Origin of the sequence: Pelotalea chapellei, assembly GCF_018531195.1 — a bacterium.
Taxonomy (GTDB): Bacteria; Desulfobacterota; Desulfuromonadia; order Geobacterales; family Pseudopelobacteraceae; genus Pelotalea; species Pelotalea chapellei.
Window position 1 is genome coordinate 124,155 of the sequence record NZ_JAHDYS010000006.1, and the last position, 22,171, is coordinate 146,325.

The 22,171-nt window shown below is 50.5% G+C and carries 23 protein-coding genes; 3 read left to right on the top strand and 20 right to left on the bottom strand.

What is annotated here, in order from left to right; genetic code table 11:
* Positions 1 to 34: 34 nt before the first annotated feature.
* Together KJB30_RS08085 and KJB30_RS08090 are read left to right on the top strand one after the other, a co-directional pair.
* Complete coding sequence (locus KJB30_RS08085; protein WP_214297828.1) at positions 35 to 997, top strand: ABC transporter ATP-binding protein; 963 nt, start codon at positions 35 to 37, stop codon at positions 995 to 997.
* Complete coding sequence (locus tag KJB30_RS08090; RefSeq protein ID WP_214297830.1) at positions 994 to 1,980, top strand: ABC transporter ATP-binding protein; 987 nt, start codon at positions 994 to 996, stop codon at positions 1,978 to 1,980. The genes KJB30_RS08085 and KJB30_RS08090 overlap by 4 nt, the downstream gene beginning before the upstream one ends.
* Here KJB30_RS08090 and bioC read toward each other — a convergent pair.
* The 8 genes from bioC to rfbB form a co-directional block, all read right to left on the bottom strand.
* Positions 1,950 to 2,831: a malonyl-ACP O-methyltransferase BioC gene (bioC, locus tag KJB30_RS08095; protein WP_214297832.1), complete on the bottom strand. Its 882-nt coding sequence runs from the start codon at positions 2,829 to 2,831 to the stop codon at positions 1,950 to 1,952. The genes KJB30_RS08090 and bioC overlap by 31 nt on opposite strands.
* On the bottom strand, positions 2,812 to 3,693 hold the full coding sequence (locus KJB30_RS08100; RefSeq protein ID WP_367618949.1) for an alpha/beta fold hydrolase: 882 nt from the start codon (positions 3,691 to 3,693) through the stop codon (positions 2,812 to 2,814). The genes bioC and KJB30_RS08100 overlap by 20 nt, the downstream gene beginning before the upstream one ends.
* A complete protein-coding gene (gene bioF, locus KJB30_RS08105; RefSeq protein WP_214297835.1) occupies positions 3,642 to 4,814 on the bottom strand; it encodes an 8-amino-7-oxononanoate synthase in 1,173 nt (390 codons plus the stop codon). Before bioF ends, KJB30_RS08100 begins: the two co-directional genes overlap by 52 nt.
* A gap of 93 nt (positions 4,815 to 4,907) precedes the next feature.
* A complete protein-coding gene (locus tag KJB30_RS08110; protein WP_214297839.1) occupies positions 4,908 to 5,984 on the bottom strand; it encodes a mannose-1-phosphate guanylyltransferase in 1,077 nt (358 codons plus the stop codon).
* 9 nt (positions 5,985 to 5,993) lie between these two features.
* On the bottom strand, positions 5,994 to 6,515 hold the full coding sequence (locus KJB30_RS08115; RefSeq protein ID WP_214297840.1) for a hypothetical protein: 522 nt from the start codon (positions 6,513 to 6,515) through the stop codon (positions 5,994 to 5,996).
* Between the two features lie 10 nt (positions 6,516 to 6,525).
* Positions 6,526 to 6,885 (bottom strand): cupin domain-containing protein, encoded by a 360-nt coding sequence (locus KJB30_RS08120; RefSeq protein WP_214297843.1) that lies wholly within the window; start codon positions 6,883 to 6,885, stop codon positions 6,526 to 6,528.
* A gap of 8 nt (positions 6,886 to 6,893) precedes the next feature.
* On the bottom strand, positions 6,894 to 7,727 hold the full coding sequence (gene rfbD / locus KJB30_RS08125; protein ID WP_214297845.1) for a dTDP-4-dehydrorhamnose reductase: 834 nt from the start codon (positions 7,725 to 7,727) through the stop codon (positions 6,894 to 6,896).
* Positions 7,724 to 8,794 carry a dTDP-glucose 4,6-dehydratase gene (gene rfbB, locus KJB30_RS08130; protein ID WP_214297847.1) on the bottom strand — a complete coding sequence of 357 codons (1,071 nt, stop codon included), beginning with the start codon at positions 8,792 to 8,794 and terminating at the stop codon, positions 7,724 to 7,726. The genes rfbD and rfbB overlap by 4 nt, the downstream gene beginning before the upstream one ends.
* 99 nt (positions 8,795 to 8,893) lie before the next feature.
* Between rfbB and KJB30_RS08135 the strand changes: the two genes are divergently transcribed.
* Positions 8,894 to 9,076: a hypothetical protein gene (locus KJB30_RS08135; protein WP_214297849.1), complete on the top strand. Its 183-nt coding sequence runs from the start codon at positions 8,894 to 8,896 to the stop codon at positions 9,074 to 9,076.
* A gap of 3 nt (positions 9,077 to 9,079) precedes the next feature.
* Here KJB30_RS08135 and KJB30_RS08140 read toward each other — a convergent pair whose 3' ends face one another.
* The 12 genes from KJB30_RS08140 to KJB30_RS08195 form a co-directional block, all read right to left on the bottom strand.
* Complete coding sequence (locus KJB30_RS08140; protein ID WP_214297851.1) at positions 9,080 to 10,198, bottom strand: glycosyltransferase family 9 protein; 1,119 nt, start codon at positions 10,196 to 10,198, stop codon at positions 9,080 to 9,082.
* Positions 10,198 to 11,547, bottom strand: coding sequence for a protoporphyrinogen/coproporphyrinogen oxidase (locus KJB30_RS08145; protein WP_214297853.1), 1,350 nt, complete (start codon positions 11,545 to 11,547; stop codon positions 10,198 to 10,200). The genes KJB30_RS08140 and KJB30_RS08145 overlap by 1 nt, the downstream gene beginning before the upstream one ends.
* Before the next feature lie 98 nt (positions 11,548 to 11,645).
* Complete coding sequence (locus KJB30_RS08150; protein WP_214297855.1) at positions 11,646 to 13,724, bottom strand: HAD family hydrolase; 2,079 nt, start codon at positions 13,722 to 13,724, stop codon at positions 11,646 to 11,648.
* Positions 13,721 to 14,368 carry a class I SAM-dependent methyltransferase gene (locus tag KJB30_RS08155; protein ID WP_214297857.1) on the bottom strand — a complete coding sequence of 216 codons (648 nt, stop codon included), beginning with the start codon at positions 14,366 to 14,368 and terminating at the stop codon, positions 13,721 to 13,723. Before KJB30_RS08155 ends, KJB30_RS08150 begins: the two co-directional genes overlap by 4 nt.
* 19 nt (positions 14,369 to 14,387) lie before the next feature.
* On the bottom strand, positions 14,388 to 16,016 hold the full coding sequence (locus KJB30_RS08160) for a glycosyltransferase family 9 protein (protein WP_214297859.1): 1,629 nt from the start codon (positions 16,014 to 16,016) through the stop codon (positions 14,388 to 14,390).
* 13 nt (positions 16,017 to 16,029) lie between these two features.
* Complete coding sequence (locus KJB30_RS08165) at positions 16,030 to 17,268, bottom strand: glycosyltransferase family protein (RefSeq protein WP_214297861.1); 1,239 nt, start codon at positions 17,266 to 17,268, stop codon at positions 16,030 to 16,032.
* The gene (locus tag KJB30_RS08170; protein ID WP_214297863.1) at positions 17,265 to 18,380 is read right to left on the bottom strand and encodes a glycosyltransferase family 9 protein; all 1,116 of its coding nucleotides are present in this window, start codon (positions 18,378 to 18,380) and stop codon (positions 17,265 to 17,267) included. Before KJB30_RS08170 ends, KJB30_RS08165 begins: the two co-directional genes overlap by 4 nt.
* Before the next feature lie 116 nt (positions 18,381 to 18,496).
* Positions 18,497 to 19,786: an ABC transporter ATP-binding protein gene (locus tag KJB30_RS08175; RefSeq protein ID WP_214297865.1), complete on the bottom strand. Its 1,290-nt coding sequence runs from the start codon at positions 19,784 to 19,786 to the stop codon at positions 18,497 to 18,499.
* Complete coding sequence (locus tag KJB30_RS08180) at positions 19,786 to 20,148, bottom strand: HepT-like ribonuclease domain-containing protein (RefSeq protein WP_214297867.1); 363 nt, start codon at positions 20,146 to 20,148, stop codon at positions 19,786 to 19,788. The genes KJB30_RS08175 and KJB30_RS08180 overlap by 1 nt, the downstream gene beginning before the upstream one ends.
* The gene (locus KJB30_RS08185) at positions 20,141 to 20,428 is read right to left on the bottom strand and encodes a nucleotidyltransferase family protein (RefSeq protein ID WP_214297869.1); all 288 of its coding nucleotides are present in this window, start codon (positions 20,426 to 20,428) and stop codon (positions 20,141 to 20,143) included. Before KJB30_RS08185 ends, KJB30_RS08180 begins: the two co-directional genes overlap by 8 nt.
* 19 nt (positions 20,429 to 20,447) lie before the next feature.
* A complete protein-coding gene (locus KJB30_RS08190; protein ID WP_214297871.1) occupies positions 20,448 to 21,272 on the bottom strand; it encodes an ABC transporter permease in 825 nt (274 codons plus the stop codon).
* Between the two features lie 4 nt (positions 21,273 to 21,276).
* Positions 21,277 to 22,110, bottom strand: a complete 834-nt coding sequence (locus KJB30_RS08195) for a glycosyltransferase family 2 protein (RefSeq protein WP_367618950.1) — start codon at positions 22,108 to 22,110, stop codon at positions 21,277 to 21,279.
* Positions 22,111 to 22,171: the final 61 nt, after the last annotated feature.

Genomic DNA, 22,171 nt, shown 5'->3' on the forward strand with positions numbered 1-22,171 from the left:
ACTTCCCGCCAGTATACAGCTATGAGGTCTTTTCGTGCCCCCTCTTCTGACCATAGATCGACTGCATACCTGTTTCCCTTTTCAGGATGGCGTTCAATGCGCTGTCAATGATCTTAGCCTCTCAATACACAAGGGGTCAACCGTTGCCCTGGTAGGAGAATCCGGATCAGGAAAGTCAATGACCGCCCTTTCAATAATGCGATTGGTGCCTTCACCAGGTTTTATTCGAGAGGGCAGCATCGTTCTTGATGGCACTGATCTTCTCGGCCTTTCTGAAGAATCAATGCGCAAAATTCGCGGCAGCCGGATATCAATGGTCTTTCAGGAACCTATGACATCACTCAACCCGGTCTTACGGATTGGGGATCAGATCATGGAACCGCTGATGTTGCACCGTAAGTTGCCCCGTAAGGATGCTGCTGAACGTGCGGCTGAACTTCTGCGTACTGTCGGCATGCCGGCGGCAGGAGACCGGCTGCGCGACTATCCTCACCAGTTGAGTGGCGGCATGCGCCAACGGGTGGTGATTGCCATGGCCCTGGCGTGCAATCCGGATCTGTTGATTGCCGACGAGCCAACTACCGCCCTGGATGTAACCATCCAGGCTCAGATACTTGAACTGATAGATTCGCTTCGTCGTAATAGTGACATGGGGATTTTGTTGGTCACCCATGACTTGGGAATCATAGCAGAACGATCGGATGTTACCTGCGTCATGTACGCAGGACGCATTGTTGAATCTGCCGCCAGCCCTGAATTGTTACATAATCCTGGTCATCCCTATACCAAAGCCCTGCTTGCCTCACTTCCTCAAAACGCGGAGCCGGGGAAACCACTGAATGCACTTACCGGACAACCTCCCGGACTGAACAGCAACCTGACAGGCTGCGGATTCTGCGAGCGTTGTCCAATTCCTCTGCCGGAATGCCGTCAGCAGGTTCCACCATTGACAGAAACGACTCCAGGACATTACGTACGCTGCTGGAACCGGATATGAAAGATACTACCGTCATTCTTAGCGCACATAATCTCTACAAGAGATTCACTCAGAAACGTTCCCCCACAAGTCCTTCAGGAGTGCTCACCGCTGTTGATAATGTAAACCTGGAGCTGGCGATAGGTGAAACAATGGGGATTGCCGGTGAGTCCGGCTGCGGAAAAACTACACTGGGCAAACTGATGGCGGGACTGATACAACCGGATGATGGAGAGATATGTTTTTCAGGTGAAAATATATCCGGCCTTTCACCGGATAGGTACAAAAAGTTTCGTCGCCAGACACAGATGATTTTTCAGGATCCTTTTTCTTCTCTCAATCCTCGCATGCGTATCGGCGACATCATAAGCGAACCACTTCTCATTTCCCAGGCAGGCTCTGCAGCTAATAGACGCAGTACGGTAGAAGCACTCATGGCAACAGTCGGGCTTCGTCCGGAGTTCTTCAATCGTTTTCCTCATGAATTTTCAGGAGGACAGCGTCAGCGTATCGGCATTGCCCGAGCTCTGGCCACAGCACCGGCAGTCATTGTTGCCGATGAGCCGGTTTCCGCACTGGACGTTTCAATCCAGGCCCAGATCATTAATCTGCTTCTGGAAATGAAGGCGACCTATAACCTTTCGCTGGTGTTCATCTCCCACGATCTCTCTGTATTGAAACATGTCTGCGACCGGGTCAGCATCATGTATCTTGGCAGCATTGTTGAAAGCGCCCCGGCACAACAACTGTTTCAGCGCTGCCTGCACCCGTATACCGAGGCTCTACTTGCCGCTGTTCCTCGCATCACCAACGATGCCGGGCCACGACCGATTGTCCTGAAAGATGATATACCCTCTCCCTTCGCCATTCCCTCCGGCTGTCGATTCCATACCCGCTGTCGTTATGCACGGGAAAAATGCATACATGAAGTGCCGGAACTGGAACTAAAGCATTCCGACCACCGCGCTGCGTGTCACTTCAGTGAAGAACTTTTTCTCTCCTGAAAAAAAGGATCATTACTACCTAATGGCGATTGCGGGCGCCTGGCGATGATATAAAAAACTTCATAGGTTGCGGGAATCTTCCCGTCATCCTGGAACCTGGAACTGTAAATACGCTGCATATTATGCAGAAAACCACGCCACCCCAACCCTCCGCCACTGTCGTTCACGGCAGCCGTAGCAGCCCCTACTCCCTTGATTGATCGCAGCAGATGTGAAACATCAGGGTGATACTCCATCTCAGTCTCACTGGCGACTACAGCCTGTTCAAAGTCTGTTGCCAACAATGCCGCATGCACCTCTTCCAGCTTTTTAAAATGCTGTAACCTTCTCAGTCTGCCATCAGACAAGGCGCAATTTCCCAGAGCCTGCCGATAGCTTTCTTGCAGCTCCCAGAGCGTATTACCTCCAAAAAAAGCCGCACAAAACAGACCACCTGGCACAAGAACCCTAAAGCATTCCTTGAGGCATGCATCCAGATCGCCGATCCACTGCAAAGTGGAGGCGGAAACCACCAACTCAAAAGAACTGTCACGATAAGGAAGTTGTTCGGCATCGCCATTAACAATCAATGCATCACTTCCAATTTTATTAGAGGATGATAGAGCCATATTGAAGGCAAGATCGAGACCATGCAGCCGGGAGAGAGGAAAGCGTTTCTGTAGCAAGGCAAGCAGGTTTCCTGTCCCACAACCGATATCCAGCAGCCGCTTAGGAGAAATTTCCAGATGAGCTTGGATCAGGCGTTCCAGGTGCTGAACAACACGTTTCTGAACCACAGCGTGCTGATCATATTGTCCTGCCTGGCGATGAAAGGCTTTTCCTATTCTGTTTCTAGTAGCAGCGACGGTCACTCACCCTCCTCCAAAAATTTTCAAGGCATGTATTGAATTTTTCAGAACGAACAAGAAACAAAGCATGCCCGCTTCCAGAAAAAACAGTATGGGAACTTCCAGGAATATGAGCAGCCATGTATGTAGAGGCCTCAGGCAGGCAGATCCTGTCCTGATCGCCATTGATCACGAGTACAGGCAGATCCAGAGTGGAAAGCAGATGACTCAGATCCGTTTCTGCGAGAGCATCAAGACTCTGCAGTGCGACCTCAGCTTCAGGAATTTGAACAGCAGCAAGGACATCAGCGGTAACACGGGCCACTGCCGGTTCGCGTAATTCGTCAGCAGTAAACATTAAGGCAGTAAAACCGGCCAGTGCTCGTTGTGTGCTGCGACGCACCTTCAGGGCCATCCCCTCAACATCTTTCAGCCCCAGGCCGTATGGGAATGATTCGGTTGCAGCGAAGCACGGGGTTCCCGAAATCAATACCAAGGCAATCAGACGCTCACGCAATTGTTGGTAAGCAGTAAGTACAATCTGAGCCCCCATCGACCATCCCGCCAAAAGAACATCCCGAAGATCCAGCTGCACAAAAAGTTGCACCAAATCAGCGGCAAAAGCTTCAAAACCATAGCCAGTAGATAGTTCAGACCTGCCATGACCAGCCAGATCCGGCATCACGACTCTAAACCTGGAGGAGAGGTCATCGGCCTGTAGACGCCAAACGGCAGATGACATGCACCAACCATGCAACAGAACAAGCACCGGTCCCTGCCCCTGTTCCTCATACCAAATTCGACGCCCCCCCCCTGCGAGTTCACACCACGGCATCAGATAATACCCAGACTTTTGCCGATGGCAGCGATACGCTCGGCAGCCCATGCAAGATCATCGGCAGAATGGGTTGCCATCACTGTACAACGGAGTCGAGAGGCTCCCTGCGGCACGGTTGGGGGCCGTATTCCCTGTACAAAGAGCCCTTCATCAAGCAGTTGACGAGAGAATTCCATGGTTACAGTGGCATCGCCGGTGATAATTGGTACGATTTGGGTGGTGCCATAGGTATGAAAACCTGCTTCCACCAGCAAGCCCCTGAACAAGGAGGCATTGGCATGAAGCTTCTTCCTGAGCTCCCTGCCCTCCTCTGTCCCAATAAGTTCAAGTGCAGCAAGGGAAGCAGCCACAACAGCCGGCGGCAATGACGTTGAAAAAATGAAGCTGCGGGCTCGATTAATCAGCAGTTCGCGCAGATCCAATGAAAGTGCTGCATATGCACCGTAACTGCCCAGGGCCTTGCCAAAGGTACCGACATGTATGTCGACATCCTTTATCACTCCGCACATTTCCGCACTGCCCTTCCCTCCTGTTCCCAGTACACCGCAGCCATGAGCATCATCAACCATCAGCAGCGCATCATGATGCTGCTTGAGTGAAATCAGCTCAGCATACAATGCAATATCTCCATCCATACTGAAAACACCATCTGTGACTATCAGGCAACGGCCTGTGCCGCGGTACTTATCCAGTAATCTGTCTAAAGCCTGAATGTCATTATGGGGATAACGCACCAGCTTGGCAGAAGAGAGCAAAATGCCGTCAACGATGCTGGCATGATTGAGACGGTCGGAAAAGACAACATCGCCTCGCCCCACAACGGCAGGAATGATGCCGCTGTTCGCAGCATATCCGCTATTAAAAATCAGGGCCGCTTCGGTTTGTTTAAAGGCCGAAACCGCTGATTCCAGCAGCTCGTGTATTTCCATGGTGCCAGAAACAAGACGTGAGGCTCCACTTGAAGTTCCAAGTCTTTCTACCGCGTCAACAGCAGCCCTTGCAAGTGCTGGATGGTCGGCCAAACCCAGATAATTGTTGGAACAGAGCAGCAGGGTTTCCCTTCCTGCCATCTCCACCTTTGCCGATTGCCGCCCCTGCACGCTTCGCAGGGAGCGATACAGCCCCTGCTCGCGAATGTGCTGTAGTTCATCAGGTATAGATTGCTGCACTCGAGACTCCACTGGTCAACCCACTTAATATACAAGGTTGACAATACTGGTAAAAAAAGTCCCTCTGTGACAGAGGGACTTTGATACAGGGGATTATAGTAATCCGGTCGAGCCGCTGTGGGATAGTTCCTCAACGATTTTTTTCACATCCTGAGCTCTCTCACGATCACACACCAGCAACGCATCAGGTGTTGAAACCACAATTAGGTTATGAACCCCAATGGTGGCTACCATGCGGCCATCAGAGTAGATCAGGCAGTCCGAAGAATCGAGGGCGATGTTGCCGGCAGCATTGATGCAGACGGTACCTTCGGCATCTGGCGCAACCACTTCGGGCAATGCGCTCCAGCTTCCCACATCACTCCATCCCATCTCAACCGGCATTACCTGCACATTCGTGGAACGTTCCATTATGCCGTAATCTATGGAGACACTATCCACACTGTCATATACTTTCTCAATCTGTCCTTCCAAATCAGAGAGTTCCCATACATCTTCTGAAAAGGAGATGGTTTTTAGTGCAGCGGACAGTTGCGGCATGTACTGGTTAATCTCTTCCAGGATCATGTCTGCACGCCAGATGAACATGCCGCTGTTCCAGAAATAGTTGCCTGCTTCGAGGTAATAGAGGGCCTGCTCGAGGGGAGGTTTTTCAACAAAGCGCTTGACCGGAAAAGGACCTTCGCCGCGCAGTTCCATTTCAGCTTCGATGTAGCCATAACCTGTCTCGGGTCGCGAGGGCATGATGCCAAGCGTCATCAGATAGCCTTTGCGGGCCGACTGTACTGCAGCCAACAGGGTATCACGCAAGGCATCCTCATCTTTAATAAAGTGATCAGCCGGTAGTACGATCATTACACCGGCAGGATCATGGGCAGCAATAATAGTGGCAGCCAGACCAATGGCCGGTGCTGTGTTGCGGCCTGCGGGCTCGGCGATCACATCGATGTGAACACCCCGATATCCGCTTACCTGGTGTTCGGTTTCTTCCGCCTGGAGTGCGTTGGTGATAATCAGGATCCGTTTTGGCTTGAGGGGCAGCACACGTTCCACAGTACGCTGAAGCATGGTCCTGTCACCGGTGATGGAGATAAGCTGCTTCGGTTTAGCGACCCGGGACAATGGCCAGAAGCGGGTACCGGAACCACCTGCAAGAATGACGATATACACGTTGCTCTCCTATTTGTACTGGATGCGATCGATGAAATCAGCTATCTCATGGGCAAGACGACCAATCCCTTCAGTGGTGTCAACGATATCCCAGAGGGTCTGTCGAAAATAGGCAACTTCAATCCCGGATTGGCCATCAGTTAGTGTTGCCTCGATAGAAATTCGGAACCGCCCCATCCTGGTGAATTTACCACTTAGAACGAGACTGGTGGCGGTGGGAACTTCAGTGCGCGAAACCGACTGATAGATGCGACGTGAGGTGACATAACGAAGAATTTGGCCGGACAATTGCGAAGGCACAGCGGCATAACGGCGCTGACGCTTATCCATACCAGCCTCGCTATCATCGATTGAAAACTCCGGTTTCACTTCAAAATCTCGTATAATCAGAGACTTATATACATTCATTGGCTTGATATTGGTTACGATTTCCTCGTCAATCACCGCAGTGGATGAAGAAGCGCAACCAGCAGCCAGAATGAATATCAACAGCGCCAGACTCCAACGAATATAATACAGTACGTTTTTCATTTAGCGCAGGTTAGTTCTGAGCATGAAGGGAACAACGATTATAGTCGTCATCAAATCTTACAATATCGTCCTCACCAAGGTACTCACCGCTCTGTACTTCGATGATCACCAGCGGAATTTTGCCTGGATTTTCCAACCGATGATTTTGACCAATGGGAATGAAAGTGGATTCATTGACATTAACGATAAATTCCTGACTACCACAGGTTACTCTCGCGCTGCCTGATACAACAATCCAGTGTTCACTGCGATGGTGATGTTTCTGCAAGGACAGACGCTGACCAGGCTTTACTTCTATTCGTTTGATCTTATAACTCGAATTTTCATCTAAAACTACGTATGAGCCCCAGGGGCGTTCTCCACGTTCCATGATGTCTCCTAATGTGCAGCTCGTGCTGATAAATATGAACGAAGCGCGTCGCGCCAAGGTTGAAGTCTAAATCCCGCATCTTGCTCCAGCTTGCTGCAATCGAGCGTGGAATAAAGCGGTCGGCGCGCAGGACGGTTCAGTTGTTCCGTAGTCATGCCGGTAACAGTTACAGACAGTCCGGCTTCCTCGAAAATGGAACGCGCAAATTCATTCCAGGAACAGAATCCTGAATTTGCTGCATGGTAGATACCCTGACATTTGCTCTCAATTAACGCAGCAATTGATCTGGCAAGATCGACAGTCCAGGTGGGTGATCCAATCTGATCGTCAACAACTGCCAGTGTATCTTTTTCTTTAGCCAATCCGAGCATGGTCTCCACAAAGTTTTTCCCATGCAAGCCATAGAGCCATTGCGTGCGAACTATCAGGTGATCAGGATTAAAAGCTGCATTCATTTCACCAGCCAGTTTGGATTCGCCATAAATATTCAAGGGCCGGGGGGCATCATCTTCGTGGTATGGGGTTCCCTTGCTGCCATCAAAAACATAATCAGTACTGACCTGCACCAAACGTGCGCCAATGCTGCGGGTCGCCATGGCAAGATAGCCCACACCCTCCCCATTGACCTGCATGGCGGTATCCGCATCGCTTTCACAATTATCCACATTGGTACATGCTGCACAATTTATTACCACAGAGGGGCGCAGGGTGGTCAGTACCCTTTCAGTCGACTCCATAGAAGTAATATCGATATCAGCAATATCAACACCGCGGGCACGATCTCCCAATAAGGCCATCATATCATGCCCCAACATGCCATTAGCACCTACCACCAGAATCATGCCTTGTCCCCGTATTGTGTAGTGTAGTACTCGCGATAGGCGCCGGATGTGACCTCCGCCACCCAGTCCTGATTGGCAAGATACCAGTCAATGGTTTCCTGGATGCCGGTCTCGAAGGTTCGGGCCGGTTCCCAATCCAGTTCGTTCTTCAGACGGGTGGCATCGATGGCATAGCGCCGGTCATGCCCTGGGCGATCCTTGACAAAGGTAATCAGTTCCCGGTTCTCGCCCGGCTTGCGCCCCAGCCGCACATCGAGGAGGTCGCAGACCAGATTGACGATATCGATGTTGTGCCACTCGTTGTTGCCGCCAATATTGTACACTGAACCAGACGCTGCCTTTTTAAGCACAACCTCAACGGCGGCGGCATGATCGCGCACGTGCAGCCAGTCGCGCACGTTGCGGCCATCACCGTAAACCGGCAATGGACGACAGTTGATGATATTGTGAATCATCAGAGGAATTAGTTTTTCGGGGAAGTGGTAAGGTCCATAGTTGTTCGAGCAGCGGGTATTGAGCGTCGGCATGCCGTAGGTCTCATGATAAGCCCGCACCAGCAGGTCGGCACCCGCCTTGCTGGCCGAATAAGGAGAATTGGCGGCCAGGGGAGTGGTCTCGGTGAAATAGCCGCTGTCCCCCAGACTGCCGTAGACCTCGTCTGTAGAGATCTGCAGAAAACGGAAATCCTCCACGGCACCGGACTGCCAGTGCTTGCGGCTCTCCTCCAGCAGTGTCTGGGTACCCAGCACGTTGGTACGGACGAATATTTCCGGGCCAGTGATAGAGCGATCCACATGGGATTCGGCGGCAAAATGCACCACGGCATCGATATTATGTTCCGCCAGCAGAGTGGCCACCAATCCGGCATCGCAAATATCACCTTTGACAAAGCTGTAGCCGGGGTGTTTTTCCACACCCTTGAGATTGTTCAGGTTGCCGGCGTAGGTCAGTGCATCGAGATTGATTATGCTGCAGGTGGGGTTGTTTGCTATGTAGGAATGGATAAAATTGGAACCAATGAAACCGGCACCGCCGGTCACCAGCAGAGAGCCGGGGATGAATGTCACGTGATAATACTCCTTTCTCAAATGGCTTTCCGTTTTCTTTTACCACATTTTTTGCTAGTGTGTTGAACCTTTTACAGTTTAGCAGCGGGAGGCGCAAACATGGAAAAAAACATTCAGTGCTCATGCCAGGGAAATCATCACGCACATATGTGCATGCTAAAAAGCAGCGGCAACCGGGAAGAAATCGAGAAAATCACCAGCGACCCCAAGTTTTACTGCTTTACCTGCGCTGCTGAAGCCAACTGCGCCGAGAACCTGTGCGCACCGGCACCGATCCAGTAGGTTTCAACCCACATCCACCCGGTCTTGTGTAGCAGAAGAGTTGGCAGGACTGGCTGCAAGCAGCATGCTGACAGCATCGAAGACCTCGTCCACACCAATCTCCTTCATACAGCGCGCCTCCTCCGGGCAGGCCGGCGTGGTGCCATAGGTTGTACAAGGGGAACAGGCTAGCCCCTTGTCGATGACAATATGTCCTGCTCCCCGTGGTGCCCACTTGTGCATCCTGCCCGGCCCGAACAGCGATACGGTCGGCACTCCCAGTCCCACCCCGATGTGAAGCACGCCAGAATCCCCGCTCAGCAAAAGAGAACAGCGCTGCAGTATCCCGGCAGTAACCGACAGGGAAGTGCTGCCTGCCAGATTGAGTCCCAGTCCACCGGCAACGATATAATCCCCCTGCTCTCGATCCCCCACTCCCCCCACCACCACAAGGGCCACACCCCTTTCCTTTAACAGTTCGGCTACACGTCTGAAGCGTTCCTGGCCCCATCTGCGTTCGGCTATGCTGGCGCCGGGAGACAGGACCACCAAGAGACGTCCCCTAAGGCGGGAAAGCAGGCGATCCGCCTCCGTTGCGGCTGCAGGCGGAACAGCAAGAAACGGCGCTTCGACTGACGCACCGCGTATTCCCAGTGGCTCCAATAGAGCCATAAAACTGGCTGTTTCATGGGTATCGTGGCTGTAGCGACAGCAGTGGGTAAACATACGGCTGCGCTGGTTGGTGGCAAAGCCGATCTTGAACGGAGCGCGGCACAGGCGCGCAACCACCGCTGAAAGCCGGTGCCACTGCTCTGTATCAATGACAACATCATAGGGAGTTCTCAGGACTTCAGCCAACCCGGCGGGACGATCATACAAAAAGACGCGGCGCACCCCGGGCGCGAGGTCAAAGGCGGCGGCATTGCGCCTTTCGGCAAGCACATCAACAGTTGCATTGGGATAGGCTGCGCTAAGGGCATTGATGGCAGGAATCAGATAGACTGCATCGCCTATGCCGCCAGGGCGGATGAGGAGGATGCTGCGTGGTGCCGCGGGCGCAGGGACAGCTGGTGGCGTCCGCAACAGTAGAGCTGCCAGGCGGCCGGCGACGGCATCCAGACTTTTGAGCAGACGGATGCGCATCAGCTGCCATTCACCGTACGTTCAGGTTTTCCAGCTAGTATGCGGTCAACCGCTTCCACCCCCTGCATGAAGGAGTGGTCCATGTTGCCGACTTCGTACTTCCAGGCACCGAAACGGCCGCGGGAGTAGACATTGCACGACTCAAGGAAGGGCTGAACCGTGGCCAACACCTGATCCCGCCCCAAAGTAGGCACCGGGTAGGAGTAGGGAATATCAATCAGATAACGGCTGGCGATGCTGGTCCGTTGGCCCTCAAAGAGTAGTCCGGTGTTAATCAGTCCCTGCACCGTTTCCTCAACGATATCCTCACGGGAGACCGGCTTGTGGGGCGAATAGGTCGTTTCGCACATCAGGGACGAGTAACGGTCCACAGCCCCATCAGGCACGTTGAAAGGGGAGTAGTTGTGAAAGTTGGTGACACGGTAGAAGGGAGAACTGTCCTCGGGGAAATACATCCAGCATTTGCTGTCGTCCCGGCGCTGCTCAAGCCCCAATCCCACGATCAGGCCACTGTTGTGCACCAGTCCTGCGGCAGCCCCCCTCACCTGATCCGGCACCCCAGTGCAGGCCCTTACCAGCAGGTCCAGCGGAACAGTGCTGATCAGCACATCGTATGACTCAACCCGCCCATTAGCGAAACGCACCTGCCTGGCATCCAGATCAATGGAGGTCATCTCATGGTTGAGGTGGATCCTGTCCCGGAAGCGATCGGCAATGGCTTCGTAAATGGCTCCGGTACCGCCACAGGAAGGAAACTTGAAGGTATTGTTCGGCCCCCAGCTCAGATCGTCACGCTGCTCGGCAATGTTGCGCTCTATGCGCGCCAGATCCACCACACTGACCCGCTCGGCGATCCACTCCTTGCTCATGATTTCCAGGGGCACACCCCACACCTTGCTGTTATAGGGCTCCATGAAATGTTTGACGATGCCGCTGCCGAAGACCGCATGCATCCAATCCCTGAAATTGGCCGAATCGCCCGGTGTACCAGAGAGTGAACGCAATCCTTCGACACACTCCCGAAGCGCCTCATCCGGCAGGTGGCGCACGTTGTTCTGGAAAGGATACGGCACCCAGCGTTGCAGGATGCGGACCCAGCTTTCCCGCTGGTGTTCGTACCAGGCATCCCCCAGCGCCTCGGCCATGGCCTTGTCGAAATAGTCATAATGGGAGAACAGTACGTGCCCTCCTACATCCCAGGTGAAACCCCTTTCATCGAGAAATGATGCGGAAAGGCCGCCAACATGGCTGTTGCATTCAAAGAGCAGCCAGTCAGAATGACCGAGCTTGTGGAGATGGCAGGCGGCACCAAGACCGGTGGGGCCAGCGCCGAGGATAAGGACTTTCACGAGGTCAACAACCTTCCTGACAACGATATGAAATCATAGTACGCACTTTTATCATAAAAAAAGCAGCAAACCGGCTCACTTGCAATTACTTAAAGCACTTATCTTAATGGCATTTTAATACCATCGATACAACTGTTAACACTGTCCCATATCTTCATTTTTGCAAAACGAAATATTCCGGTTCTCAGATAATAAAGTCTCAATATGCTCACCAGCGGTAACAAAAGAATGCGAACTGTGCAACTCGAGCGTATCCAACTCGCAAAAAACCAGCTTGATACCGTAGAGCGGCCTGCATATGAGTTCTTTGTCAAGTAGGTCAAAGCGCTCAACAAAGTAAATGGCTGAGCAACACAATGAACGGCATGTCCGGCCTGGTCTGCAGAAAACCTGAAATCACCGATTGCATCCGATTCCTCACGGGCAGGAAAAAAGAATAGCATTTTCAAAACATTTACTATCTGCGGTTTAACATGCTTCAAGTCAATACGATAACCATCTGGCAAATCAAGACATGATAAAAATGAACCTACTCCACATCGTATACTCTCAACGCGCTCGCAGTTCAACGGATGCTCCGGAACTCCAAAGACCGGTTCGAACTGCCCCAGCGCATTTAGCCGGTAACCATGCACCATCCCCTCTCGACCTGAACATAGAATTTCCATCAGAAGCCTGAATAAATGTTGAAATTTTGTAACATCCGGATTGTCATCCTGGTTAAAAACAAAACCGTATTTTCCGTTTGCGGGACTACCCGGCCGATCAACACCAAAGTAAAAACCAGAAATGCCGTCACTGCCCAGTTGGTCCCCAAAACAGTCATGGATCGCATCCTGAATGCTGCCGTGCCAACCGAGATCAACCAAGGCGAACCTCGTTCCATCAAACAGACCGGCCTGTTGCAAATAAGCATGCAGAGAACTAAAGGCATGACGACCGCTGTCACACAGCATTTGATGCAGAACATCATCGCTTATGAGGGCTGCACAAATCCTATCAAGCAATACCTTAGATACTTGCATATCAGGTCCATCAAGTACTATTCCGGCACGTTTAAGCTCATCCAGCAGATGTAAGACATTCAGTTTAAGCCTGTCGGCAATGATACGAGGTGTCAGGATGACATTATCTTCCTTCAACCATGTGAGGGAAGAAACCGCAGTTGCTTTTCCTAATAAGGCAGGGAAGACAGCAGTACGTGAAACATAGAGATACTGAAGGTCGACAGAAATCCCATAACGCTTCACTAGCTCACGGGCAACCTCCAACAAGATATCGCCATCACGGGAAAGAAAGTAAAGTCGTTTGATCCCGTCCTGGACAGCCTGTTGCAATGTCCAAAGCATAAATCCTACGACAATCGGACCAATCACATTACAACCAATTGTGTTCAAAGCGGAATGGACAGAATTATCAGCACGCCCCAGAGCCACTCTACCTGCCCGGCTTGCACCGGCAATAGAACTGCAATAAAGACATTGGCATGTTTCGCCCAATAACCTTTCATACCTGTTGTTTCTTGCAATTCTTACGGGAATAGATCGAATGCCACATTTCCAGCGAGGTATCAGGTAGTCACTCCAGAGATAATCTCCGAAATGAATCATTTGGTTTTGTTGAATATTCAAATCATGCAATACATGGTTAAATAGTGAACCAGTTGCTTTTTTTTTCCCAAGAGAACCGGAAACATAAAGACAGTCTTCCGGTTCAAACATATTAACTTTACGCAGCATCCGTTTAACGACATCATCTGGAAGATACATATCTGATACGAAAACTATTTTGCAGCCCGCATAACGAAGTTGCTTGATAAGAGTACCTATGGCGGCTATCGCTGACAAGGAGTGCAGCTCCTCATCAAGCTCCTCCTGATGCAGAGCAGACAATTCTTCCGATGATAATGACATTGACTCGGCGAGCACAACCCCAATTTGCCCCAAGGTAACCTCTTCACTGCCGGAAAGACGCTTTCTGGCCTCTTCTTCAGCTTCCATTCTGACTTTATGGAATGATTCACGAATATTGGAAGAGAACTGACGATTGCCTGCTAGTTTTTTTTGTAGCCGAAGGAACAGATCAGAAGGGTGATATACATTACGCGTGAAAACAGTGTCAAAGACATCGAAGGAAACAGCCTTGATAACTTGAGAATCAAGTAACGGCTGTTTCATGCTGACAACTTTTTCAGAACAACCTCGATTGAATATTCTCCGTCACTATGAATCTTCGGATCGGTGATAGTGTGACCTTCCGAACATTCCTTGGCATACACCACGTCGCAACCGCTCAGCGCCTTCTGGATAAGCTTCCGGATATCCTTCGTGTCGGGCGGAAACTCACGATCAAGGAGAAAGAAGTGCTTATGATCCCCATTCCACCTTGAAGGGAGCGTCTCCTTTTTTTCGTAGAGGTCACGATGAGGAATGTACAGGATAAGGTAACCAGACGGCTTTACCACACGCCACCAATTGCGCAGTGCAATGATGGGATCGACCATGTGTTCCAGCGTGTGTGAGGAATACACGAAATCGAATGAAGCGTCCTTCAGCCCTTGCAGAAGTTGGGCATCTCCATTTTCAATGTCCCACCCCTTGCAGTTTGGCACCAAGAGGTCACCGCCATAGCCGATATCGAGTCCTCTACCATTGCAATAGGCGGTAAAGAAACCTTCCATTTCTCTGCGTACTCTTGCCTTTGTCGATTCCAATTCCGTTTTGGGTCTGCCCCCTAGACGGTAGTAGAAGTAGAGAACTCGTCTCAGAACAAGCCTGATCGGCAATGGCAGATGGGATAACAGATTGATAATAGCATTCACAGTGTGACCCTTACCCTATTCAATGTAATGTGTTTTTCGAAAGCATATGGACAGTCGCATCGAAGACCGATTCCGGTTTTACTGCCTCCATGCAAGGAGGCGGGTAGACTGCAGTGAAACATCTGTCCTGACATCCGGAACATCCCTGTTCGTTCTTTACAACGAGATGATCTGTCCTGAACGGCCTGCAGTAATCAACGAGTCCGGCTCCGAATATGGCAACAACCGGTTTCTTCAGTGCAGCAGCGATGTGCATCACAGCGGTATCTGCAGTGATTACCAGATCGGCCAAGCTGGTAAGAGCAACCAGCTCATTGAGATTGAGTCGCCCGGTGGTGTTGACAGTGTGGGGGTCGGCAATCTTTTCAACCTCTTCAGCGACGACCTCATCGTCCTTGGTCCCGGTGAGCGCGATGGAGTAATTACCATGCTCCAACAGCCTGAGGATGAGTTTTCCGAAATTATCACTTCCCCAGCAACGCAGCTTATTTCCTGCGCCCACGTTCACCATGATAAACTTTTCGTCATGTCCTTTTTGGGCCAAGAGTTTTCTCATCCGTTCCCGTACTTCGTTCTGTACCAGCAGAACCGGCTTGATCGAATCCTCTGCTATGCCAAGCTTTTCGGAAGTCAGCGCAAGGAAATCGTTCATATGAGTGATCCTGCCCGAAGGGACTTCAACAGGATCACTTACGTACTTTCGGAGAAAGAGGGACAGGGGAAGCCGTGGGTCTATGGGAGCAAGCACCCTCTTCCCAAGGCACATCAAGGCGAAAAGAATCCCGGTACCAAAGTTTACCGGCTGAACGATGATGTCATAGTCTCTGCGCCACAACTCCGGAAGGCGATTCAGCATCTTACTCAATGCCTGCACACCCAGAGCGGTAGGTACCTCACGGTGCCATGGTGCATCCCATACCTCAAGATGATCATACAGTACACCTTGAGCGATGGCTGCCTGTTCCCTGAGGATGACGGCACCCTTGCTTGATGCCAGCACCGTCAACTCTGCATGGGGGTATTGCTTCTTTACCGCTGCTAGATACGGCATGGTAACGATCATATCGCCAAGGAGATCGAGCCTTAGAAACAGTATCTGTTTACGCTTGCTTACTGCGGATCCTGTCGCCGCACGAATTACTTTTCCCACCCTGATTATGCAACCGGCAAGGGCTCGTAGCAGGCATAACTTCAGCTCCTCCCAAGTGTTGCTCGAACGGATTCTGGAGAGCTTCTGACAGACAAGGTCATGATCATCAGATCCCGTAGCCAGGTAGCGGATCACACTCTCCTTGTTCCTGAGAAGAACGGTTGGCCCGGGAAAGAGCTCCCTTGTCGATGCGTACAGCAGTTCATCATGCACGGTGACGTTGTGATCGATAAAGACCAACAGTTCACGGAACGATAGCTGTTGTACATAACCCGCTGCCGCTGCCGGAGTCGGGAAGCAGTAGAACTCGTCGAAGGGCTTAACAACTAAAGGGATATTTTCGATACAAAACCGCGCAGCGGGGGACCCGCTAACTGCAAAAACACCGGCAATAATGCATGAACCGTAGTGCCTTCTTATCTCTTCGACTAATGGAGAGAAACGCTGGGCGAAGTCATGACAATACTCGGCGTATATGACAATTTTTCCGTCGCTCATGCGCCGCATCGTTTCAAGGCTCTTCCCTTTCACCACGAGGCGAGTCAACAATCAAGAAACCGTGCTTCCTGATTAAGCAGTTCTCGATCAGGAAGTTCATCAAGAAGTGATAAAGACGTATTCCTATTACGCCGCACAATATCCTGAAGCCGGTATTTATCCATCGCCTGTAGGTAGTTTTCTTGATGTCATCGGCTATGACATCCTGAACAAATTTCATGTGAGCGGAAGGTTTCTCAAGCAGACGCTTCCTTTTTAAAAGAGAGTGGTAGCTCTCTTCTCCAATGTCAAAAGGGTCGGTATAGTTCCCCGCAACAGCCGGGTATAGCCTTCTTGCGACCGGTCCGATCAGGGTCCCATCTTTGAAACGGCCGTACTTGTACCCTATTTGCTTGAGCTCCTCGTGCCCCTGCGCCAGCAGCAAGCCACGGTATTCCTGATATAAAAAAGCAAGATCGCCGCGGTTTTCGAGGGTGAAACGATTCTGGTACTTCGATATCAGATTAAGGTCATGGAGTGTAATGCCACTGAAGTGAAAAAACACCAACGGGACCGCGCCGTTGACCAAGCACCCATCGAGCCGCCTTTCATGGAGGTTCCAATAGGCCATGTTGTAGCCTTGATGACGCAAAACATGAACCGATGACCAGTAGGCGGTGACGAGATTGATCCACTTCTGGTCCACGAAAAGACCTGATTCGACTTCGCAATAGCAGGAAGTCAGACACTTCTCGCACCACCAGTCACAGAAACTGTTCGCATCTTTAGAAGCGGACAATGCCAGGAATCCGAGATTGTAGGTGCCGCTAGACAGGCAAGATTGCTCCGAGGGACTGCAGGAATCATTTACCGGCAGCGGCACGGTCATGTGCGGGGTAACGATGATCGAGTACTGGTCCAACAGGCGGAAAAGGTCCTGCAAGCCGTGGTAGAGAAGAATGTCCGGGTCAAAGTAAATAACTTTTTTGTAACCTTTCTGCAGGAAGAATCTGAAGGCGAAAGGCTTTACCGCCGTATTGAATTCGACGATGTCGTAGCGAAAGGCCATGCGCTGGAAATCGGGAATCCCGAGGGACCTTGCTTCAATAATCTCAAAAGGCTCTGCGCTGCCCTCCAGTTGTCCCTCTGACTCGTCGGCAAGGACAAGGTGCAGATCCACGTCATCGTGGTACTTCCGGATCGACTGCATCAGCACACGTGCATAGGCGAGGTAATTCGTGGAGGCTATGGTAAAGACGGCAATATCGTTCATCTGTTTGTCCAGGTGTTTTTCAGGGATCCATTGATTTCCGAGCCGGACAACAAAGTACCGCTCACTTCAACTGTCTTGAGCACTTGAGAGACCGATATAAGGGAAACTTTCCCTTGAGCCCTCAGCAAGGAGGCTCCGCTACCGTTCGCATACGCTCCGGAGTATGGAGTGTAGTTACGAAACAAAAGGTACTCACCAAGCAGGATGATGCCATAGGTTCCCACTGCATTGGCTAGATGGGCAGGTCCGCTGTCGATGCCGATGAAAAGAAGCGCTCTCTTGATCACCTCGGCGGATTCTAGTATGGAACATTCACCGCAGAGGTTTCGATACTGCACAGACTCCGGCCTATCGAGCGGTGATTCGGAGCCGATCTCAACCACGGTTACTCCGTAACGGGCGTGCAAAGTCTCAATGAGCTCGTTCCAGTGCGAGGGCGTCCAGTCGCGGCACGACTCGTTGGAGCAACAATGAATCACCACGATCGGCCCCTGCAGACCGAATCGATCCACAGACCTCACGACTGGATCCGGAACCAACAACTCCGGCCGGCCATCAAGAACAGGTAAACCGGCCGAGAGACAGAACGCCCCCAGTAAGGAGCCATAATTGTAATAGTTCTCCATGGTGACACGCAGATCGCCTTCTTTCTTGCGGAGCGGAATGCGGCAGGAGTGGCAGCTACGTCCGTTTATATGGAGATCTACTACCTTGTCAAAATGTGCCCATTTTCTCAGCGCGATCCAGGAGGTAAGGCAGCCGAGGTAGATGACTGCGTCGATTCCCCTGAACTGCCGGACGATCTCGCCATAGCTTTTTTTAGCGCACCAGAGGATGAGGGCGTTCGGCTCCTCGGCGCGAACATGATTTGCCACGGGCTCACAAGCTACGATGTCCCCCATGTGTTCGATGAGCGTGATGACAACGAGTCGTCTGCCGCTTCTACGGCTCTTAAGGTAATACCCATACCATCTAACAAAAGTCTGGCAGACATCCAGCAAAAGAATTATCAAATGCGCTCCCCTCATGTATAGTCTTTGTATGAGGATGGAGCTGCCTTTGAACGGACCGTCAACACGTATGATATTGATTACATCACGAAGAATACTCATCAACAAATTCCCGATGATTCTAATCAAACAAATGACTTTTCATTATGGGTGGTCGAATTTTAGAATACTCATGATTTGCGGGAAAACATCTTGATACCGCTGCATCCATATCCCGGTCAATGGCAACTGATATCCCAGCGGGCGATCGGTCGATATCCCCCGGAAACAGACTCGCGAAGCACAATTGACGAGGGTGTTACATCGCTGGGAGCAACGAAAATCTGGCCACAGGGAGATAGGTACTCTAAACCGAACGTATCGCCTGAGCGGGCGCCGACATCTAGAGTATAGGTGTCCGGAGCCAATTGGAACTCTTCCAGCGAAAACTTGGCCACTCCTCGCTCTCCACCATGCAAATTGAAACGTTTTCCGAGAGCGTCCGAGTCAATCGTCACCACTCTCGCACCATCTCGATTGCAGAGTCCGACGCCGAATGACACGTCAAAGACATCGGCGCGACAATCAAAGGTCATTTCCACTTCAAGTGGCTTCCCGTGCCAGATACCCATTCCTTGATTAAAGCAAAGACGCAAGATACGTAAATGACTGCCAAAGCTGCCAACTCTAGGAAGCGCTGCAAGATTAAAATCACAAGCATTTATGATTGCAACACCTTCCAGATAAGTATCAATGGTTGATGACACAGAACCTTGCATAGCAGTGCCCCCTCGCTCTAGCAGGATAGCACGACTACATAGGCTACGGACCGCCCCCATATTGTGACTCACAAACAAAACCGTCCGCCCTTCCTTAGCCGACACATCCTCCATCTTCCCCAGACACTTTTTCTGAAACTGTGCATCTCCCACAGCAAGCACTTCATCCACGATCAGGATCTCCGGTTCAAGGTGCGCAGCCACGGCAAAAGCCAGCCTCACATACATGCCAGAAGAATACCGTTTGACCGGGGTATCAAGAAACTTCTCAATCTCGGCAAAGTCTACAATCTCATCAAACTTCTTTTTGATCTCCGCCCGTCCCATGCCCAGGATAGCGCCGTTAAGGAAGATATTCTCACGGCCGGTCAATTCCGGATGAAACCCAGTACCCACCTCCAGCAGGCTGGCCACCCTCCCCTTTATCCTGACACTACCAGTGGTGGGCTCTGTAATACGACTGAGAATCTTTAAAAGTGTAGATTTACCGGCGCCGTTGCGGCCGATGATACCAATGCGGTCACCCTGCTTGACTTCGAAGGAAACATCTTTGAGTGCCCAGAATTCTTCAGAGGTTGGAGATTGATAACGTGCAAGTTTAGACTTGGGTATAAAAGGAGAGATTATTTTTTTGCCGAAGGAGGTGAAACCATTGGTGATGACATCACGCAGGGCCGTGTACGGCTCACGCTGCTGGTGGATAAGATTATATTTTTTCCCCAGATTTTCGACGGAAATGACAATTGACATTAATTATTATCAACAGACTGTTTTCTTGTCGTAATGATAAGATCAATCTGATTTTTCAGGACCGGCAACTTGTGCTGAACAAGATCCCAGACGACTTCACTATTGACGCCGAAATATTCGTGTGAAAGCACATTCCTTAGATCCTTCATGAGCCTCCAGGGAACCGCAGGATAAGCCTCTTTAATTGTTTTCGATATTTTATTGGCTGCCTCTTCGATGATCTCCAGTTCTCTAATTGTCGCAGACCTGGTTTTTCTATCGCTGGAAAAAGTGTCAATTTCATAACCACTGACAAATTCTATGGCAGCATCTATAGACTCAAGAATATCCTGGAGATACTGCAGGTCCGTACGATCATACATAAATGATCTCTTTCTGGATGTAAGACTTAATAAGGGGCTTGATATTCGATTCAATCCCCAGATCTATTCGCTTTTCAAAATTATCTTCGAGAAAATGAAGCAGTCCGAAATAACCATCAGCAGTATAGACAGCGAGTTCAATAACCACGTCTATGTCGGAATCCTCCCGGGCATCGCCACGGGCATAACTCCCGAACAGTCCGATTTTGGTCACACCGAACCGTTCAGTCATTTCCTGCCTATGCTGTTTAAGGAAGTTGAGTATTTGATCGCGTGTCATGAAATCTTCTCCAAGCCGACTATACCACATCGGCAAAGGATCTTTCCATATTCCTGAAGTACATCAAACCACTACCAAACATCAAAAAAGTGAGCATTAGAGAAAGCCCCAGACCGGGCCAGTTCACCGGGAATGCATCACCGAGCAGTGCCCAGCGGAAACCGTCTATGACACCGACCATGGGGTTGAGGAAATACAGGACACGCCACTCCTCGGGAACAATGGAACTGGAAAAGCCGACTGGTGAGATGTACAGCCCAAACTGGACGAGAAATGGCACCACATAGCGAAAGTCACGATATTTCACATTGAGCGCTGACAGCCACAAGCCTGCGCCGAAAGAGGCAAGAAAGGCCATCATGAAAAAAGCAGGCAGAAATAGAATTCGGATGTCAGGCAGAAAACGGTACCAGACCATCAGGCCGCCCAAAATAACTGCTGATATCAGAAAATCCACCATACTGACGATAACTGAGCCAGCGGGCACGATCAGGCGAGGGAAATAGACCTTGGTCAACAGATTAGAGTTGTCGATCAGAGAATTGCTGCTTTCTGTGAGGGAATTGGCAAAAAACTGCCAAGGCAGCATAGCGGCATAGACCATGATTGGATAGGGAACACCATTGGAGGGGAGTTTGGCCAGTTTGCCAAAAACGATGGTGAATACCAGCATGGTTGCGAGCGGACGTAATACACTCCAGGCTATGCCAATGGCGGTCTGTTTATAGCGCACTAAAATATCGCGCCAGGCCAAAAACAAGAACAGTTCGCGATATCGCCAGATATCGCGCCAATAATGCAGAGCTCCCATGCCGGGTTTTATAACAATCTCAGGCTGTTCCATAGCGTCAGTTATATCCGAAATCCTCTTGCCTACCTAGCGATGACAACACTCCAGCAATAAATCCTATTCCAAAACGTCCCATTTCGCGATAACGCCTGATTGGAAGCAGGTATAACGGTGCATGGCGAGAACAGTTAAGTAGAGCTATGGTCCAGATGGGCATAGGGTATTTTGATTTCAACAGATAAAAAGAATGTCCCACTGCTTTTGGTTTTCGAAAGTTCGGCACGAGTAACGGGGGATGAAAATAGTTAAGCTTGGCAACATTCATAGAGATTTTACCGGCCATCAAAAAGCGTATGACGAATTCCACATCTTCCTGACCGACAAAATGATTCATGAATCCGCCGAGCTCGATCAAGACCTTTCGCCGGTAGGCTGTACAGCGGCTGGTCATGAAATAGGAATCATGGAAATCATATCCGTTTACAAGAGAATAAGCAGCATGACCATGGGGAACTATTGCATCAACAGTAGAGTTATGGTTGAACATTTCATCAAGAACTTCAAGAAAATTTTGCTGCATTAAGACAGTGTCGTCATCAAGAAAGAGAACAATGTCACCACGTGAATGTGCCAGGCCATAGTTCCGTGAATACCCCATGCTGCCATGGTTTTTATCCAATGGAATATAGACCGTATTGAGACAGGTATAGAATTCTTCTGCTAACTGCTTTCCAGCTGCAGTGCCACCCTTGTCCTCCACCAAAACGACTTCAAAGCTTTCTCTGTCATACTTCTGTTGGGCTAGAGAGTGTAAAATTCCGGCCAACAGGTCCAAACGCCCATAAAAATTAATCACACATGAGACCCGAATGCCATCCCTTGCTGGAGGCACAACACAGTCTCCTTTTAAATCAAAAGGAAATACTCGGTACAACCATTTCAGAAGCCTCTGC

Coding starts and splice junctions, on each gene's coding strand:
- KJB30_RS08140 (WP_214297851.1), bottom strand. CDS start 10,198: ATGCGCATCCGTCTGCTCAAAAGTCTGGATGCCGTCGCCGGCCGCCTG.
- KJB30_RS08165 (WP_214297861.1), bottom strand. CDS start 17,268: ATGAACGATATTGCCGTCTTTACCATAGCCTCCACGAATTACCTCGCC.
- KJB30_RS08190 (WP_214297871.1), bottom strand. CDS start 21,272: ATGGAACAGCCTGAGATTGTTATAAAACCCGGCATGGGAGCTCTGCAT.
- rfbD (WP_214297845.1), bottom strand. CDS start 7,727: ATGATTCTGGTGGTAGGTGCTAATGGCATGTTGGGGCATGATATGATG.
- KJB30_RS08185 (WP_214297869.1), bottom strand. CDS start 20,428: ATGACACGCGATCAAATACTCAACTTCCTTAAACAGCATAGGCAGGAA.
- KJB30_RS08170 (WP_214297863.1), bottom strand. CDS start 18,380: ATGAGTATTCTTCGTGATGTAATCAATATCATACGTGTTGACGGTCCG.
- KJB30_RS08150 (WP_214297855.1), bottom strand. CDS start 13,724: ATGAAACAGCCGTTACTTGATTCTCAAGTTATCAAGGCTGTTTCCTTC.
- KJB30_RS08100 (WP_367618949.1), bottom strand. CDS start 3,693: ATGGGCTGCCGAGCGTATCGCTGCCATCGGCAAAAGTCTGGGTATTAT.
- KJB30_RS08160 (WP_214297859.1), bottom strand. CDS start 16,016: ATGAGCGACGGAAAAATTGTCATATACGCCGAGTATTGTCATGACTTC.
- KJB30_RS08115 (WP_214297840.1), bottom strand. CDS start 6,515: ATGAAAAACGTACTGTATTATATTCGTTGGAGTCTGGCGCTGTTGATA.
- KJB30_RS08120 (WP_214297843.1), bottom strand. CDS start 6,885: ATGGAACGTGGAGAACGCCCCTGGGGCTCATACGTAGTTTTAGATGAA.
- KJB30_RS08175 (WP_214297865.1), bottom strand. CDS start 19,786: ATGTCAATTGTCATTTCCGTCGAAAATCTGGGGAAAAAATATAATCTT.
- KJB30_RS08180 (WP_214297867.1), bottom strand. CDS start 20,148: ATGTATGATCGTACGGACCTGCAGTATCTCCAGGATATTCTTGAGTCT.
- KJB30_RS08090 (WP_214297830.1), top strand. CDS start 994: ATGAAAGATACTACCGTCATTCTTAGCGCACATAATCTCTACAAGAGA.
- KJB30_RS08135 (WP_214297849.1), top strand. CDS start 8,894: ATGGAAAAAAACATTCAGTGCTCATGCCAGGGAAATCATCACGCACAT.